This is a genomic window from Sorangium sp. So ce1014, assembly GCF_051521505.1.
GTDB lineage: Bacteria > Myxococcota_A > Polyangia > Polyangiales > Polyangiaceae > Sorangium.
Window position 1 is genome coordinate 9,187,458 of the sequence record NZ_CP150356.1, and the last position, 17,380, is coordinate 9,204,837.

Genomic DNA, 17,380 nt, shown 5'->3' on the forward strand with positions numbered 1-17,380 from the left:
ACTCTGGCAAGGCCGGCCGGCGATCCACCCGGCCCGAGTGCCAGAGTGGCGCGCGAGCCCGCTGCGCGCGCGCAGCGCCGCGGCGATCGAGGCGCTCGCCGTCTGGCACGACGCTCGCTAGCGCGGCCGTGGGCTTATGGGATCCGACATGTTCCTGAAGCGGTATCGGGGCGTGGCATTCTGCCTGATGATCGCGCTGGCTGCCTATTTGCAGGCGGCGGGCATCGGGCACCTCGTCGCATGGAGCATCGCCTCCTCGCCGTCGCCGCGCGCGCTGATCGCTCTCGGGACGCCGCCTGCGGCGCGCCTCGAACAGGTTCACGCCACGAGCGCGGCGTTGATCCTGTCGCGCAACCCCTTCGACTCGGTCACGGGCCCGCTCGACGGCAAGGCGACAAGCCCGGTCAGGCCCGAGGTGCTGGCGGAGAACAAGGACCCCTACGAAGACCCGGCGTGCGACGCCACCCGGGCGCTGCTCATCGTTCGAGCAGACGACGCGTCGTGGTCTCTCGCCGCGATGACCGGCTCGGACGGCAAGACGATCCTGCGTCGCCAGGGGGATGAGGTCAGCGGGAAAACGGTTCACACGGTGGGGTGGGATCGGGTCTGGCTCACGACCGGCGGCGCGCGATGCCAGGCCGTCCTCGGTGGCAAGCCGGCGCCCGCGGGCGCCCCGGGAGCCCCGCCTTCGCCGGAGCCGGCCCCGTCCGGCGCTGCGCGGAGGCCGGCCGCGTCCACGGTTCCGCCCGAGATCGCGTCGAAGATCCGCAAGATCAGCGATACAGAGTTCCGCGTGGAGCGCAGCGCCGTCGGCGCGATCCTGGAGAAGCAGTCCGATCTGATGCGCTCGGTGCGCATCGCGCCGGAGCCGGGAGGCGTCAAGCTCGCCCGGATCCGCGGCGGCTCGCTGCTCGAGATGCTCGGCCTGAAGACTGGTGACAAGCTGGCCAGCATCAACGGGTTCGAGCTGAGCGACGTGTCCAAGGCGCTCGAGGCCTATGCGCGGCTCGGCGCCGCCGACCACATCGCGCTGAGCATCACCCGCGACGGGAAGCCGATGACGATCGACGTCCATATCGATTGAGCGCACGCCGGCGCTCTCTCGAGAGCTCGGGAGCATCAGCTCGTAGGAGGCGCGGCCGTACACGGCCAGGCCGACGGAGTCGATCATCTCGTCGCAGTACCGCTCGAACTGCGGGTTGCCGTCCTGGAACCAGTCCAGCTCGCGGTTCGGGCCCTCGATGTAGCCATCGAGCGAGGTGATCATGGAGACGTAGAGGCGTCGTTCGGTCGGGGTTGTCGTCGTCATGGCCCACCAACGAACGGCGCGGCCGGCAGGATACGGGGGACGAAGAAATTGTTGCGGGCCGGCCCCACCCAGGTTGGGGCGCCCGGGCCGACCGGGTTCTCCGGCACGCTCACGTACAAGCTGCTGGGATGAGGCGCGCGACCCGGGCCGGGTCGCGACTCCCCAGGTCGCTGAGCCCGGGCAGTGTCGCGCGACCGGCTCAGTCCAGCGGATCCCCGTCCTCGTCCATCGCGACGGCGAAGGGCCCCTCGCTCGGCCCCGCCGGCATCACCCACCGGCCGGCCACGGCGTCGGGCGGGACGCCGGCGAGCTCCGCGATGCGCTCCTGCCAGTGCTCGGACGCCTCGGTCACGCAGCGAATCACCGTGGACGCCGTCTTCCCCGCCGCCGCCGCCTCGGCCTCCAGCGCTAGGGCGACCTCCGCCGCGAGCGCCGCGTCCGCCTCGACGATCACGGCGTCCGGGTCGGACCGGCGGATCAGATCCGCGACGCGCGCGGCCTCCGACGAGCCGAGCACGTACGTCCCCACCTGCGCGCGCTGCGCTTCCACGAGCCGGCCCAGCGCGTCCTTGCCCGCCTCGCCCAGCGAGGCGAGATCGAGCGACACCGCCCGCGTGCGGGCCGAGAGGCCCGCCTCCGCGAGCGCCTCGGCGACGGCGCGCTCGTCCATGATCTCGCCTCCGAGCACGGCGACATCACCGAAGCGGTGCCGACGCACCACCTCCCTCGCGGCCAGCGAGGCGCCCTCGTGGAGCGCGATTCCCGCCCGCGCGCACCCGATCCGCACGGCCGGGAGCGCCGCGCGGGACGCCGCCGCGCTGGCCAGGAGCACCGCGGAGATGCCGTATCCCCGCACCAGGTCGAGGCACAGGAGCACGAGGCGGGCCGCCGACACCCGCGACAGCGTGCCGTAGGGAGCGTGGCGCGTGTCGGAGAGGTGGATGATCCGGTACCCCTGCACGAGCGACGCGATCTGCGACGGGAGGCGCGCGGCGGCGCCGCGCTCGTCGAGAATAACGAGGGTTTGCTGGCTGGATGAGCTCATGACTGGCGAGGGGCGAAATGTAGCAGGTGGAGCTGACCGTTTGGAAGGCGGCCGATCGAGTAGGTGGTGCGATTCACGCACGCGCGCTGGGCCGGCTGCCCTGACTTGGACTCCAGCCCTTCGAGCGTCTCTCTGGGCGTGTAGGAGCCCGAGTGCACCTGCCCCGGCGCGAGGGAGCGGAGGGCCGCGTCGTCGCGGGTCATGATGTCCCGCAGCGATCGCAGCGCCTGGTTGCGCGAACGGAAGACCGTGTTCGTCTGCTTCGCCGGCCGCGAGGTCGCGAGCGCGGCCGGATCCTGCCCCAGGCCCGGCACGTGTGCGCGCGCGTGCCCCACGTTGTTGCCGAAGCTGCGGTTCTCGGAGTCCTCCAGCAGCCGCTCGGCCTCGCGCAGCGACGCGAGGCCGAAAGGATCGATCCACGCAAACGGGTTGACCGCATAACCGTAGTACCCCGACCCCCCGGCCACGCCGAGCGGATCCGGGGAGACGAACATGCCGTCGGCCGGGTCGTAGTAGCGATAGCGATTGTAGTAGAGGCCGGTCTCGGCGTCCTCGTACTGCCCCGGGAACCGCGGTGGTCGCAGGCCGCTCAGGAGTCGCGGGAGCGGCGCGTCGACGCACCCTCACGCGGCTGGGAAGCCCGCGTGGCCTTCGACGCTGCCCGAGTTTTTCCGGCAACTCGGGCAGCGCCTTCGCGCGCCTTCGTCTTGGGCGTGCGGCGCTCGCGCTCGTCCTTACGCACCTTCCGCTGGCCACGCCAGCGCGTCGTCATGTCAAACACGTAGGACGCGAGCGTGAGCTGGCGCCTCTCCCCCACACTTCGCCGCCTGTCTTCGAGCGCCGCCGCAAAAGCCGCCTTGTCACTCCAGGCAGTGGGGTAGTCGTACCGATCACATTTGAACCAGAGGACGATGAACGCGCCGTGGCGCGCTCCGGTCGGGAGCATGTACCTCTCGACGAGCTGCTCTTCGAGGCGATCGATCAGCTCGCGTTCTCCGTAGCATGCATGTGCGACCTTCAGCTCCAGGATGACGCGAAATGGTGGACCTTCGCTCATGGGCCGCTGGATCAATAGGTCGCAGTAGCCTTCTCGGATCGGAATCTCGTCGTCGATAGTGGCAGAAAGCCCGGCGCTCTGGAGCTCCTTCCTCAACAGGGGCCAGAGGACGTTCTGGCAGTCCGTCTCCTGTTTCGGGCCCTGGTCGTCCCAGAAGCCTGCGACCGCCTCGGCGCGCTTCTCGAATCCTTCGGCCAGGCGGCCGAGGGCGTCGCAGGTCCACTCGAAGAGGTCGCGCTCGGTGTGTACAGCGCCGACGCGCTCTCGATTGATGAAGTCGAGCAGGTATCCGGCCGACCAGGCCGACATCGAAAGGCGGCTCTCGACGTCCTCGCTGACGTGGCTCAGCCAGCGGGCATCCACGTAGTTGGCCGCTGCGCGTAGGCGCGCCAGTTCGCCGATGGTGCTTGCGCGATCGACGGCCTCCATGATGCCGAGGAGGAACGCTTGTAGCGAGTCCGACCGATGCCAGCGGTTCGTCGTAGGGGTCGCGCGAACGAGGGCGTACCAATCGGCGAGCATGCGCACGGCGTTCGCAGAGGCGCGGGCAGCGGCCGACATGAAGAGCGACGCGCCGCCTTTCTCCGAATGGGATCTGGGAAAGAGGATGTCGTCATCGAGCAGCGGAACGCGTCCTTGCGAGATCCGCTCCTCCAACTCGGACCAGGCCCAGGCGTCGCCAGCCTCCAGCAGGAGGAGCAACGCCAAAAATGTGACAGCGTCGTGATAGCGCGGGTTCATCTCGTCGCAGCGGATAATCTCGCGACGATAGTGTTCCTTCAGCGCCCCTTCATACCCGCAGGGCTTGAAGCGCTCCAGATAGAGCACCATCTCGTGATCTCCGAGGGGCCGGACGTCTCCTCGCTCCAACCGCTCCAGGCATCGGTGCACATAGACATCGCTGCCGAGATCGCGCAGGTAGGTGAGCACGGTGCCGGGCATGAAGAAGTAGTCCTCGCCTTCGAGGATGTGGAATATACATCGGCGCCATAGATCCGGATCGGCCTGCCGCAAGTCGTCGAGGATCACGGCCCAATCCTGACGGTTACCGCGAGATAGGAGCTTCCGACATATATTTTCGACCTTCGTTCGCTCGTTCGTGTTGGCCCGAACCACCTCCGCGAGCTTTGCTCGCCATTCGAGCAAACTTTGCTCCGATGACACCGTGACATGCTGCGGGATCATGCAGAAGCGTGACGAAAACGCGGGAGCACGAGAGCGAGCAAGGCTTATAGCCTCCGGGGTGCGGTGATCCTCCAACCATCGATAGATCGCATGAGACAGAAAACGATCCTGAGCTTCTGTGAGTCCATCGCAGGAGCCCGGCAGCAGATCGAGCAGGGCATCACCGGCCGCCTTGGCAAGCCTCGACGACACCTTGTAGACCTCGAACGAGGCGTTCCCTGTCGAAAGGGATTGCGTCGCATGATCCCAGACGCGGCGAAGCAAGGCCGGGCTTGCTTGAAGAAGCCGGCTCGCGGTCGCATCACCGAACTCGGAGCCGTAGTCTGCCTGAGACCAGTCCTCTAGGATCAGGTCTACAGGTATGTCGTAGAAGCCGATTTTCTGAGCGTGTTGGTACAGTCCTTGGAGGGCGCGCCGCCACAGATCGCCCATCTGCTCCTGAACGGAGGGCATGACGGAGAACGCTTCCGTCAGCGCTTCGGGCGTGAGCCGTAAGCAGTAGCGGTAGATCTCTCCCTCCAGCGGACCGTGCGTCGTCGTGTCTCTTCTTCCGCGGAGAATCTTCGAAAAGTAATCAGCAGGCGAGGGGGCCTCCACGAGAGCATACGCCTCGAGAGCCGAGGCGCGGATGTCATCGGAGTCGTCGTCGAACAAGCCACGCAGTCGACGCACCGACGCAATATCCATCGTCGCGGCGACCCCCCTGAGCGCTCTGTTTCGTACGTTGACGTTTTGCGTCGTGTCGAGCGCGAGCTTCACCATGATCGGGTTCAGGTCCATTGCCCCGCCCCACGTTTTTGCGACGGCCACCCCCCAGTCTCGCGCTCGGGGATCATCGCTACTCAGGTAAGGCGCGAGCAACGCGGCAACATCATGCGGACGGAACTTCCGCAGAGCATCCTGAGGCGATCGACCATGAGGTCGCACGCCGGCCCAAGGGATGAGATCCTGGGCCATGCCCCGTTCGATGATCTTCTTCGCCAGGGTGTCACGCACCTCCTGAGGTAGAGCCGCGGGCTCTGCGAGGCCTGCAATGATAGGCTCGTCTTCAAGCAGGTGGTCACGGTAGCGCTCATTGCGCTCCGCCAGCGCCATCGCGACGCCCCGAAGATTGACATGCACGCGCTCCGGGCCGTCCGCCGGGACGCGCAGGATCTGCCGCTGCTTGCGCAACGGCATCCCGTCGAGCCCTTCGGCGGTCAGGTGCTCGTGATAGAGTTGGTGCACGAATCGGCAGCGCCCGTCCTGCTTCACGAAGAGGGGCTGCTGGACCAGCGCGCTCACCGCCTCCGCCGACGGTCGGTGCCGGTGCTCTCCGAGAGAGCGCGATTCGTCCAGCCAGTCGACGATCTCTTGCTCGGAGAACTCCGCGTTGACGAAGGTTGCAAGACAGGCGATCTGGATGGCCAGGAACCGGAGTTGCTCAATGGAAGGCCCGGGGGCACGCGCCACATCCTTCGGCTTCCGTCGCAGCATTTCCTTCAAGCGCTGGTCGACGCAGATCCTCCTGGAAGGAGGGAGAGGACGGCCGGCGGCGAACTCGCGGGCCAGGTAGAAACCGTCGAAGGGCGTCTCCAGCAGCCCTTCGATCCCGCGCTCGTAGCACTGCTCCCTGAAGCGACGCAGGTCTGCGGCGTTCGGCACGATCTGCGCGTATGCTGCGTCGTCGAGGCGGTCCGCGCCGTAGGTTACGAATCCCTCGTCGACCAGCCAGCGCGGATCGTACGCCACGCGCCGGCAGGTCACGCTCACATGGGCAAGCGTGGCCGCGTGCGTGCCGAAGAAGTGTTCGACGTCGACAATGCGCCCAGTGTCCGGCCGTGCCTCATCGAGGGCGTCGAGGAAGAGCGCGCATCCGGCGGAGTGCTCCTGCCGTGCGCGCCGGAAGAGCCCGCCGCTCTTGCGGTCCAGCACCTCTTCGATCGGCGTCTGCGAGCTGAGCAGCTTCAACCAGTCACCGAAGAGAGGAAGCGGGGCCGCCTCGTCAGCGAGGAACCGCTCCGCAGCCTGCTCAAACGCGAACTGGAGAATGCGGCTCTTGCCTGCCCCGGCATTCCCGAGCAGTACGAGCCGCCTCTCGCGGTGCAGTTCGTTGTCCGGCAGCACGCCCAGCGCCCGGGCCCTGTCACGATCATGCGGCCACCATAGGAGTGGGTTGCTGCTGCCGTACTCGTCCACGGGACGGTGCTCCTTGAGCACCAACCGGCGGACATAAGGCTCCTGGAGCCTTGCAAGTTCGCGTCGCACCTCGGCCAAGCGCTCACGCACGAACTGCCGCGCGTTTTCCAGGAAGGTCATGACCGCGCCGGGGATCCCGGATCGAGTCGAGCACCGAAGGGGCGCCCACGCTTCTCTTGTCCAGTACCTGATGCCACGGACGTGTCGAAGAGCTTGTCCATACGCCTGCCTGCCCGCATGTTACTCGTCGCGATGCGCGGGCCGGAAGCGTCTTCTGAGGCGGAGCCATCCGCCAAGTGCCGCCCGCTGCACGGCAAAATGCTGCCAGCGGGCGTCGATCGCCTTCCGTGGTGCGGCGAGTGGCCGGCTACGATCGACGATCGCCGCAGAAGGCGCGCCGATCAGCCGTCCACCATCGACGACCGCCGAACCCGGGGCGGCATTCGCCGCCCCTCCGCCGACGATCGCTCGACCACCGCCGACGATCGCCTGTCGCCGACGCGCGCGCCTTCGCAGGCGGCGTGCCGACGCGGGTCGATGGGATCTCACGTGGGAAACTCAGGCATGGCGACGCCAAGGCGGAGCGCCGCGCCGTCACCTGGGACGCCGAACAAGCCGATGGAACCGGCGGGCACTGCGGCGCCAGCAGCTCATCCACAGGCGGTTAACGCTCGGGTGCTGCGCCGGCCAGCGCGACGCGCCGGAGCTCCGGCCGTGGCCGGCATCGTGCCTGGGACGCGTCGATTCGTTCGAGCTGGCGGACGGCCGAGATGGGGGTCGAGCAAGCGTGACTTGTGTCCTCTGCCCGGTGCGTGCTCGGTGTTACCTTCGAGTGAACCGACTCCGCTCGTGGGGGAGGGCTGCCATCAATGCGGGCTCGCCCCCGTCGCCGGACGCCGCGGGCACGACGAGCAGCCGGCCGATCGTCTCGTGGACGACACGAGCCGCGACGTGATCCCCGAGGGCGACGGCGCGGCTGAGGGCGCTGGCGAGCGAGGCGACTATGGCGGCGCGCGGCGACGGAGTCGGTCGGCGCGAGCTCTCTGATCCCAAGGCTCGCCGATTGGGCCCACGTTGGGTCCATGCCTTCCGAGGGGGGCGATCCGTCGTCAGGTCCCTCCGAAATCCCCGCGGATCCGACGGATCGCCACGGTTCGCCACCGCAAATTCGTCCTTGGGCAACGAATTTGCCGTGGCAAACCGTCGCGATCCGTCGCGTTTGCCGCGATCTGGGGGGCACCTGGCCACCGATCGCACCCCTTCGGAAGGCATGGGCCCAACGCGACGGGCCCAACCGGCGAGCCCCGGCCCCGGGGAGCTCGCGATGGTCGAGCCATCGCCTCGGGCCGCCGTGGTGGCCTCGCTCTCCGAGACGCTTGCCAGGGGCGCGGCCTCTGCCGTCGAAGCTGGGTAGAAGGTTGTAGCTACCCCCGCCACCCCAACCTGGGTCGGCACGCTCAACCTGGGTCGCTCAACCTGGGTCGGGTCACTCAGGGCCGGGCTCCACCGCAGTCGCCCGGGCAATTGCAGTCGTTCTCACCCGCCCCGCAGGCGCCGTCGCCGCACTTCGCGCAGAGGTGCGCGTCGGGCGCCGTGGTCACGCACGCACCGTCGACGCGCTCCATGCTCGCGATGGGCGTCAGATCCGGGCAGCAGGTCGTGAACGACTTGCCCGACGCCATCCCTCCCTCGCCCGAGCAGCGCGACGCAAGCGCCGCGCACGAGCCGTCGGCTTGCTGGACATACCCGGGCAAGCAGTCGCACTGCGGCCGCCGGGGGCGCAGCACCGGCACCGTGCCGGCCGGACCTCTCGGCCCGAGCTGAACGGCGGTCGCCGCCGGAGACCGCGCCGGCGCGGCGCCGTCCGGGCTCGCTGGCGGCGGGGGATTGGCTCCCTCCGGGCCCGTCGGCCCCGCGGGAGGCGTGGCGATCTTGCCGTCGGGCGTCTGGGACTCGACCGGGATCCAGTCGACGATCTGGCCGTCCGGCGTGACCGTGGTGGCCACGACGTGCTGGCGGGGAGGCCGCGGCGTTCCCCCCGGCGCGCAGGGGTTGTCAGCGTCCGGGCGAGGGGGCCCCGCCGGCTCGGGCTCCCCAGCGGCGCAGCCCGTGGCGAGGAGCAGCAGGGGGCACAGGACCAGAGCAAGCGCTTTCATGGACATGGAAACACGGTAGCCCGCGGGATCTTACGGCGCCGCGCCGCCTGCGCCGGCGGACACCCGGCGGACACCGTGGCGGAGCGGCCGGCGTCGCGCGGGTGCCTCGGAGGTGACGCAGCGGCGGGGGTGTTGTAGCCGCAACGATCGCTGTGCCGCGCTGTGGACCTGGCCTTGGCTTGCTGATCGCGGGCGCCCTCGCGGGCGCGTGCGCTGCCGCGCCGGACGCGCCCGCGCGGCCGAGAGGCGAGGTCGAGGCGCCGGCTTTCAGCGCGCTGCCTGGGGCCGCGGAGGCGGCGCGGGTGCCCATGCCGAGGCCGGCGCGGGCGCGGCTCGGGGCGGCGGTGAGCGCGAACCGGGCCTGCGAGGGGTGCCACGAGGAGGTGGCGCGGGAGTGGCGCGCGTCGCTCCACCACCGGGCGAACACCGAGCCGGCCTACCGGCGGGCGTTCGCGATCGAGCCGATGCCGTTCTGCCGGGCTTGCCACGCGCCCGAGGCGAGGCCGGAGGAGCCAGAGCCGGAGGCGCTCGGGGCGCTCGGGGTGGGGTGCGTGACGTGCCACGTGACGAGCGACGGCGAGGGCGAGCTCGCGGGGCCGGCGGTGGCGCCGGTGCTCGCAGCGCCGTGGGCGGGGAGCGGGTCGCCGCCGGCGGCGCCGCACGCGGTGATCCGGGACGCGCGGTTCGGGGGCGCGGACGCGTGCGCGGCCTGCCACGAGTTCGCGTTCCCCACGGCGCGGGGGCGGTCGGCCGCGGAGCTGATGCAGTCGACCGTCGCCGAGCACCGCGCGTCGCCGGCCGCGGACCAGCCCTGCGCGGCGTGCCACATGCCGCGCGGGCCGGGGGGTCGGCGCAGCCACGGGTTCGCAGGATCGCGGGACGAGGCGCTCGTGCGGAGCGCCGTGGCGGTGACGGCGCGGCGGCTCTCGGCGAGGCGCGTGGCGGTGACGCTCGCGCCCGCGAACGCCGGGCACGCGTTCCCGACGGGGGATCTGTTCCGGAGGCTCGAGGTGTCGGCCGAGGCGCTCGGGCCCGACGAGCTGGTGCTGGGGCAGGACGAGCGCTACCTGACGCGGCATTTCGTGCTGCGGCCCGGGACGATCGGGCGGAAGCTCGTGGCCGACGATCGGGTGCACGCGGAGCCCGTGACGGTGGAGCTCGACGTCGGGACCGCCGGCGAGGGACGGACGATCGCGTGGCAGGTGGCCTACCAGCGGGTGGCACACCCGAACGGGGTGGACCTGCGCGAGGCGGAGATCGAGGGCGAGATCCGGGTGGCGTCGGGGAGGCTCGCGCCGTGAGCGGACGGAGGAGGAGCGATGATCAGGCGAAGGGCGTGGTGGGGGCTGGGCGGGCTCGTGATGGCGATGGCCGGGTGCGGACCGGCGCCGGCGCCGCAGGCGGCGGACGGGCCGCGCGCGGAGGCCGCAGCAGAGGGGCCGGGCGCGTCGGGTACGGCAGGCGCGGCAGGCGCGGCAGGCGCATCGAGCGCCGTGGGCGCCGTGGGCGCGGCGGGCGGGGTGAAGGCGGACGAGGCGCCGACCCCGGCGCCGCCGCCGAGGTCGGTGTTCACGCCTGTGGCGCAGGTCCCGGCGGAGATCGATCTGCGGCTGCACCCGGTGGAGGGCGCGCTGCTCGTGTCGACCATCAATCTGATGACGCCCGAGGGGGAGCAGATCGCCTCCGCCGTCGGCGTGCTGAAGGATGGGAAGATCGAGTTCCCGAAGCGGCTGCACCTGCCGGGGTGGTGGGTGGCCGTGACCGGCGTCCACGGGCGCTATCCTGACCAGCTCGACCTGATCGCGACGGGCACCACGGGCCGCACCGGCATTGCCGAGCACTACGTGCTGGGGGCGCAGGGCTGGGTGCGGCGGGTGAGCGACCAGGGGCTGTCGTTCACCGGGGTGGCGAGGATGGGCAGCTCGCTCGTGGGGCTGGCGGGGCCGACGATGATGGGGGTCCCGAAATTCATCACGCTGCGCGGGCCCAGGGTGGGGCTGACGATCACGCCGGCCCCCAAGAAGAGGCCATGCCGCGGGTGGGAAGCGCCGCTGCCTTACCCGGAGGCCGAGGTCCGCCCGCGGGCCTTCGGGGCGACGCGCGATGGGACCGCGCTGAGCTACGGGGACGGCTGCAGCGGGGAGAGCGCCCTGGAGGTGTGGAAGCCGGGCGAAAAGGGCGCGACCCTCCTGCCCGTCCCGGCGCTGATCGAGGGGCAGAGCCCCGACGATGCGCTCACGCTGATCCTGCCGGGCCCCGGCGAGGGCGAGGCGTGGATCGTGGACGGGGGCGTGCTCCACTACAAGGGCGGGGAGCCGACGCCGATCGACCCGCCGGCGAAGGGCGCGCACGTGCTCACGGCGTCGGCGGCGCCGGACGGGACGCTGTGGGCGATCGCGGACGGGGCGCTGTTCGCGCGCAGGGGCGAGGCCTGGGAGCCGGCGCCGCTGCCCGACGGGGTGAAGGCCCAGGACGTGGCCGTGGGGAGCGACGGGGCGGTGTGGGTGGCGGCCGGCGGGGCGATCCTGAAGCACGGCGGCGCCGGCGAGGCCGCGGGCGCGGCGCCGGGGACCCTCCAGCTCCAGCAGGGGCCGCCGCCGAAATCCAGGGCGAACCGGCCCATCCCCAGGGCCGGCGGGCCGAAGTGCCCGCAGAACCTCGTTGTGCTCTACACGTTCAGCAAGACGGCGCCGGACGACTACGACTTCCCGCTGACGCGCAAGGCGCTCAAAGGACGCACGGAGTTCTCGCCGGCGCGCTTCGTTGTGACGCGCGACAGGGGGCAGCGCTTCTTCGCCGCGTTCGTGCCGAGCTGGGATCTCGCGAAGAAGCTGCAGGAACGGATCAAGACCGATGTGCAGGGCTCGACGCCGCAGATCGTGTGCGCCGAACCGGAGGTGGTGCGGGATCTGAAGCTGGATCTGAAGACGGGAGAGGTCGCGAGGTGAAGACTGGCGACCCGACCGAGGTTGCGGCGGCCCGCCCTCGGTCACTCCGGACGGCTCCGGGGGCCCTCACGGGCCGGAGCCGGTTCGAGCTTCCTCGACCTCCTCGTGCGCCGCCGCCGGCTGAACCCTGAAGTGGCCGAGCACGGTCCAGGCGTCGAGCGCATCGTCCTCGCTCGGCCTCGGGCCGATGTTGTGAAGGACGAGCGGGAGGCCGCGCGGCCCCTTGCGGTCGCTGACGATGCCGACGTGATCCGGCGCGCACGCGGGGCACCGCTTGAGGGCCCAGACCACGATATCGCCAGGCTTCCATGTGCTCACCGCGGCCTCGTCGAACGTCCTCGGGAGCGGCGTGGCGTGGGCGCGCAGGTAGGTGAGCATCGGTCCGACGCGGCGATGATCGATGTTGCGATCGGGGCGCTCGACCGTCGTGTAGGCGGCGCGGCGCGCGAGGACGTCTTCGTGAATCCTCTTCTGGAGATCGACGCCCGTGGCGCGGACGGCGCGGATGACGACATCGGTGCAGACGCCGCGATCGGGGGCCGGATCGCCGCCCGGGTAGCCGATGGCGACCCAGGCGGGATCGTAGGTGACGCCCCGGGCGACCTCGAGGCGCGCGCGAGCAACGATGGCGCTGGAGGACGCCGCGGCGGGGGCGGGCCCGGCGAGGGGCGCTGGAGCAGACGCGTGCGCGGAGGTCGGGCCGGGCGCGGACTTCGCCGCGGGCACGGGGGTCCGCACGAGCGCAGGCGCAGGGGCCGGCGCGACGCGGATCTCGCGGGGAGCGAGCTCTGGCGAGCTACAGGCCAGGAGGGGTACCGCGGCGACGAAGGCCCGGAAGCGTGAGCTCATGACCCCTCCTCGGCCGAGGAGGACGATCTGTGACATGGCCCGTCTTCCGGCAGGGCCGCGCGAGCGGGTAGGATGGGCGTCGATGCTGGCCTTTCTCAGGAGGCGGCGGCGCGCCGCCGTCCGCCGCGCGCCCTTTCCACCCGCGTGGCGCGCGATCCTCGACCGGAACGTGCCCTGCTTCAGCCGCCTCCCGACCGAGGACCAAGAGGAGCTCCTCGGGCATATCCAGGTCTTCCTGGCCGAGAAGCCGTTCGAGGGGTGCGGCGGCCTGGAGATCACCGACGAGATCCGGGTCACGGTGGCAGCGCAGGCGTGCCTCCTCCTCTTGCACCGCGAGACGGACTACTACCCCGAGCTCGAGGTCATCCTCGTCTACCCGAGCACCTACGTGGCCCGCGGCCGGGAGGTGCGGGACGGGGGCGTCGTCGTCGAGGGCGGCCGCGCGCGGCTCGGGGAGTCGTGGTCGCGCGGCGCGGTCGTGCTCGCGTGGGACGGCGTCCTCGCGGGCGCGGCGGACGTGAGCGACGGTCACAACCTCGTGCTCCACGAGTTCGCGCACCAGCTCGACCAGGAGGAAGGCCCCGCCGACGGCGCGCCCGAGCTGCCGGAGCGCTCGATGTACGCCGCGTGGGCGCGCATCCTCGGCCGCGAGTACGAGCGCCTGCTCCGCGACGAGGCGAGCCTCAAGCGCACGGTCATCGACCCCTACGGCGCGACGAACCCGGCCGAGTTCTTCGCCGTCGTCACCGAGGCCTTCTTCGAGAAGCCACGCAAGCTCAGGGCGAAGCACCCGGAGCTCTACGATCAGCTGAAGGTGTTCTATCGGCAGGACCCGGCCGGCCGATAGCGGCGCCGCGGGCCGCCGCCCTCGCCACCCCGCGCGCCGATCGCCCGCGCGCCGATCGCCCGCGCGCCGATCGCCCGCGCGCCGATCGCCCGTGCGCCGCCCGTCATGGTATCTCCCTGCTCCCTCGATGGCCCGAAAGCGCAAATCCAAGTCCCGCAAGGCCGGCGCGTCCCCCGCGCCTGCCCCGGCGTCCCCCGCGTCGCCTGCCTCCGCCGAGCCGCCCGCGAAGCGCGTGCGCTCCTTCCGCCTTCGCCTCAACCTCACCGCCCTCGAGCTCGCCTCCGGCCACGACGGCCTCCTCCGCGGCGCGCCCGAGCCTGTCCTCCTCCTCGCCGCGTACCTCCTCGTCCCCCCTGACCCGGGCGCCCCGACCCGCCTCACGCCGCCTCGCCCGCTCGGCCGCACCCTCGTCCGTTTCAGCGCGCCGGAGGGCCGCTTCCCCGTCGTGCTCACCCTCCGCGCTCCCCTCTCGTTCAAGGCCCGCGCTCGCGCCCGCGAGGACGACCGCATCCTCCTCCTCGCCCTCGCCGTCGAGGAGGACGCGGGCAAGGAGGTCGAGCGGCTCTATGCCCACCTCGCCGACGCAAAGCACCTTCGCCTCTGGGACCTCGACGCGCCCGTCCCCTCCCCGTCGGCCCTGGCCGAGCTCATCGCCGCCCCGTACCTGCGCGACAACGCGGCGCCCGTCCGCGTCGGCGTGCTCGACGACGGCGGAGATCTCCGCGACACGTGCCACGACGACGACTTCGTCGGCGCCTGCGCGGCCGTCGTCTCGACGGCACGCCACGAGGACGCGCTCCGCTTCCACTTCGTCTCCGAAGGCGGCCGCAACGACTGGACCGCCGTGACCACCGTCAGCGTCGACTGAGGCCCTGCCGTGGAGCGGCCGGCTTGGAGTCGCCGGCGCGGAGCACCCGCTCGAGACCTTCGCGTCGCGCTTTTCTCACACGTTCGATATTCCCGTCACCGGGCGCATCCCTGCGCATCGAAGAGACAAGCTTTTCGTGTCAGCGCTGGATATACACCGAGCACTCGCTCCGCCTGCTCGCGATGCTCCCGAGGTTCCCTTGGAAACGGCCCGCGCGGCGCACTTGCGTCTCAGGCGCACCGGCGACATGAACGTCGTATGCACGATCGCGGTGCTCATCCAGATCTCGCTGATGGCGAGGCTGAAGCGCTGCGCACGCCCGGGGTGGCAGCCTGGCCCGTGTCTCATCATCGCGAGGGTCCGTGTCTTCCTGGCCGCGTGAGGCGCTTTCCAAGCGGGTTGTCCGCGCGTGCGGCTCCTGCCGTCGGCAGGGGCCCAAAAAGGCAACGCGACCGCCCACACCTGCGCAGACCCCAGGTGCCTCGAGTGAACACGCGGGATCACGCAGCAGGCGGCAGCGAAACCCACGAGCATGATGCTGCCTCGCGGTCGCCGGAGATCGTGTCGCCCGGTGGCGGACGCCCTGGGCATCGCCGTTGCAACAGGTGAGCGTGAGATCGTGATTGGTGCACGGTGCACGCTCGATCGCGATCGACAAGGGGGTTACCAATGAGCACTCTTCGAACAATGTGCGCAGGCCTTGGGCTCACGCTCGTGACCGCGTTCACCCTCGCAGCCGGCGCCGCGCCCTCGGACGCCGCCGACACGGGCCTCGATGACGCGTCGCCCGGAGAGGTCGTGGACGCGTGGCTCCCGCCGGGAACGATCTTCCAGTGCTCGATGTCATCCGGGGCCCCCTTCGGAAGGGCGGCGGCCAGCCTGACGGTCCTCGCGAATGGGCTCCACTGCGCCCGGGAACGCACGGGCGGCGCTGCATTCGCCGGCACGCCGTCGTGCCATCAGGTCGCCCAACAGGTCGGCTGTCTGCTCATCAACTGAGCTGGAGCGAGGCTCCGGCGCGAGCGCGGGGCACGGAGGATGCGCCACGGCGACGGCGAACAGCGCAACTCCGTGGCCCTCCTCCCCGCGCGCGCAGCGCCCACCGCGATACGCATCGAGGCCGACAGCGCACCTGGCCCGCCCAGCGGCGCGACCGGGGCGCCGGGGGAGCCTCGAGGTCACGCCGCGCGACGAGCGGCGCCGGGGAGCTCGGGCGCCTGCGGCTTCATCAGGCGGGCCAACGTCTTCACGGTGAACTCGCGGCTGAAGAAGCGAAGGAGAAACGTGGAGAGGTTGTTCCCTGCGCCGTGGAGGACCGAGGCGCGGCCGGCCACGAAGGCCGCGAGGCCGAGGCGCACCACGTCCTCGGGCCGCGCCTTCTTGCGGGTCCCCGGGACCTCGCCCGAGCGCTGGAAGAACGGCGTCTCCGTCGCGCCAGGGCACAAGGTGAGGACGCGCACGCCGCGCGGGCGGTACTCGGCCCAGAGCGCCTCGCCGAAGGAGAGGACGAACGCCTTCGTCGCCGCGTAGACCGCGAAGTACGGGATCGGCTGGAAGGCCGCCATCGACGCCACCTGGATGACGCCCCCCTGACGCCGCTCGACCATGGGCATGAAGAGATGCGTGAGCTCGACGAGCGCGCCGACGTTGAGATCGATCTGCTCGCGTTGCGTCGCCAGAGCGAGGCCGTCGAAGGCGCCTTGAACGCCGAAGCCGGCGTTGTTGACGAGGACATCGACGTCGAGCCCCTTGGCCCTGACGGCGTCGAAGACGCGCTGCGCGGCGCCCGGAGCGGTGAGATCCGCGGCGATGACATGCGCCTTGCCGAGCTCGGAGGCCAGCGCGGCGAGCTTCTCTTCGCCGCGGGCGACGAGGACCAGGGTCGCCCCGCGCCGCGACAGCTCGCGGGCGAACGCCTCGCCGATGCCCATCGAGGCGCCCGTGATGAGCACCGTCTTGCCCTCGAAATGAAAAGCATTCATGCCTGGAAGATGGCCTCCAGCGCGCTTGTCGACAACGGACATCGGTGGTAATCCGATTTCCACGGATGCAAAACGCCGGCCCTCCGCTCTGGGACGATCTCCGCGTGCTCCTCGCGCTGCACCGCCATCGCAGCTTCCTCGCCGCGGGCAGGGCGCTCGGGGTCTCGACCTCCACCGCGGCGCGGCGCATCGACGCGCTGGAAGCGGCGCTCGGGCGGCCGCTGGTGCGCCGGGGCAACGGGGGGACGTCGGTCGAGCCCGACGCGCTCGATCTCGTGGCGCTCGCCGAGCAAATGGAGAGCGGGATACACGCGATCCGCCGTGACAAGGGGGAGGAGACGCTCTCCGGGACGGTGCGCGTGTCGCTGAGCGATGAGATCGTGCGGCCCGTCACGCAGTTCCTCTGCGAGCTCCGTCGGCTGTATCCGGCGCTGCAGCTCGAGATCCTCTCCGAGACGCGGCTCGTCGACCTCGCGCGGCGCGAGGCGGACATCGCGATGCGCTCGAGCAAGTCGTCGTCTCCCGTGGTCGTCCATCGCTTGGTCGGGCGGGCTTCGTTCGGGCTCTACGCCGCGCCGAGCTACGTCGAGCGGAGGCTGCGGGGCGGGCGGCTGAGGACGGCGGAGTTCGAGCGCCACGATTTCGTCGGTTACGAAGGGATGATGGGGCCGACGACGAAGATGACGTGGCTCGCGGCTCACGGCGCGAAGCGCTTCGTCCTGCGGTCGAACTCGCACCACGCGCTCCTCGAAGCGACGCTGCAGGGCCAGGGGATCGCGCTCATGTCCGAGACCGCGGTGCGCTCGATGGGGCTCGTGCGGCTCGAGGTCGACGCGGAGCTGCCGTCGCTGCCCATCTACATCGCCTACCATCGAGAGCTGCGGAAGGTGCCGCGCGTGCGCCTCGTGCTCGACACGCTCGACGCGGCGGTGCGCGACGCGCTTCGCTAGCGCGCC

14 protein-coding genes are annotated in these 17,380 nt (G+C 70.8%); 8 read left to right on the forward strand and 6 right to left on the reverse strand.

Annotated elements, in window-relative coordinates:
* Positions 1 to 148 precede the first annotated feature (148 nt).
* Positions 149 to 1,084 carry a type II secretion system protein GspC gene (gspC, locus tag WME75_RS34795; RefSeq protein ID WP_437479960.1) on the forward strand — a complete coding sequence of 312 codons (936 nt, stop codon included), beginning with the start codon at positions 149 to 151 and terminating at the stop codon, positions 1,082 to 1,084.
* 424 nt (positions 1,085 to 1,508) lie between these two features.
* On the opposite strand, the gene WME75_RS34800 is transcribed toward gspC, so the two are convergent.
* The 4 genes from WME75_RS34800 to WME75_RS34815 form a co-directional block, all read right to left on the reverse strand.
* Positions 1,509 to 2,354, reverse strand: a complete 846-nt coding sequence (locus tag WME75_RS34800; protein WP_437479962.1) for a hypothetical protein — start codon at positions 2,352 to 2,354, stop codon at positions 1,509 to 1,511.
* Positions 2,351 to 2,947, reverse strand: a complete 597-nt coding sequence (locus tag WME75_RS34805) for an RHS repeat-associated core domain-containing protein (protein ID WP_437494978.1) — start codon at positions 2,945 to 2,947, stop codon at positions 2,351 to 2,353. The genes WME75_RS34800 and WME75_RS34805 overlap by 4 nt, the downstream gene beginning before the upstream one ends.
* Complete coding sequence (locus WME75_RS34810) at positions 2,944 to 6,894, reverse strand: NACHT domain-containing protein (RefSeq protein ID WP_437479965.1); 3,951 nt, start codon at positions 6,892 to 6,894, stop codon at positions 2,944 to 2,946. The genes WME75_RS34805 and WME75_RS34810 overlap by 4 nt, the downstream gene beginning before the upstream one ends.
* Positions 6,895 to 8,264: 1,370 nt before the next feature.
* A complete protein-coding gene (locus WME75_RS34815) occupies positions 8,265 to 8,930 on the reverse strand; it encodes a hypothetical protein (protein ID WP_437479968.1) in 666 nt (221 codons plus the stop codon).
* A 179-nt stretch (positions 8,931 to 9,109) separates the two neighbouring features.
* Here WME75_RS34815 and WME75_RS34820 point away from each other — a divergent pair, with 179 nt between their 5' ends.
* On the forward strand, positions 9,110 to 10,231 hold the full coding sequence (locus WME75_RS34820; protein ID WP_437479971.1) for a multiheme c-type cytochrome: 1,122 nt from the start codon (positions 9,110 to 9,112) through the stop codon (positions 10,229 to 10,231).
* Positions 10,232 to 10,249: 18 nt separating this feature from the next.
* Positions 10,250 to 11,878, forward strand: a complete 1,629-nt coding sequence (locus WME75_RS34825; protein ID WP_437479974.1) for a hypothetical protein — start codon at positions 10,250 to 10,252, stop codon at positions 11,876 to 11,878.
* Positions 11,879 to 11,944: 66 nt separating this feature from the next.
* On the opposite strand, the gene WME75_RS34830 is transcribed toward WME75_RS34825, so the two are convergent.
* Positions 11,945 to 12,727, reverse strand: coding sequence for a DUF1287 domain-containing protein (locus tag WME75_RS34830; protein WP_437479976.1), 783 nt, complete (start codon positions 12,725 to 12,727; stop codon positions 11,945 to 11,947).
* Positions 12,728 to 12,809: 82 nt separating this feature from the next.
* Here WME75_RS34830 and WME75_RS34835 point away from each other — a divergent pair, with 82 nt between their 5' ends.
* The 4 genes from WME75_RS34835 (at position 12,810) to WME75_RS34850 (ending at position 15,441) form a co-directional block, all read left to right on the forward strand.
* Positions 12,810 to 13,574, forward strand: a complete 765-nt coding sequence (locus tag WME75_RS34835) for a zinc-dependent peptidase (protein ID WP_437479979.1) — start codon at positions 12,810 to 12,812, stop codon at positions 13,572 to 13,574.
* 127 nt (positions 13,575 to 13,701) lie between these two features.
* Entirely contained in the window at positions 13,702 to 14,442 is a 741-nt protein-coding gene (locus WME75_RS34840; protein WP_437479982.1) for a hypothetical protein, read from the forward strand.
* A 247-nt stretch (positions 14,443 to 14,689) separates the two neighbouring features.
* Complete coding sequence (locus WME75_RS34845; RefSeq protein WP_437479984.1) at positions 14,690 to 14,824, forward strand: hypothetical protein; 135 nt, start codon at positions 14,690 to 14,692, stop codon at positions 14,822 to 14,824.
* Between the two features lie 305 nt (positions 14,825 to 15,129).
* Complete coding sequence (locus WME75_RS34850; protein ID WP_437479987.1) at positions 15,130 to 15,441, forward strand: hypothetical protein; 312 nt, start codon at positions 15,130 to 15,132, stop codon at positions 15,439 to 15,441.
* 179 nt (positions 15,442 to 15,620) lie between these two features.
* Here the strand turns inward: WME75_RS34850 and WME75_RS34855 are convergent, their stop codons facing one another.
* Entirely contained in the window at positions 15,621 to 16,424 is an 804-nt protein-coding gene (locus tag WME75_RS34855; RefSeq protein WP_437479989.1) for an SDR family NAD(P)-dependent oxidoreductase, read from the reverse strand.
* A gap of 65 nt (positions 16,425 to 16,489) precedes the next feature.
* On the opposite strand from WME75_RS34855, the gene WME75_RS34860 reads away from it, so the two are divergent.
* Positions 16,490 to 17,374, forward strand: coding sequence for a LysR family transcriptional regulator (locus WME75_RS34860; RefSeq protein ID WP_437479992.1), 885 nt, complete (start codon positions 16,490 to 16,492; stop codon positions 17,372 to 17,374).
* Positions 17,375 to 17,380 lie beyond the last annotated feature (6 nt).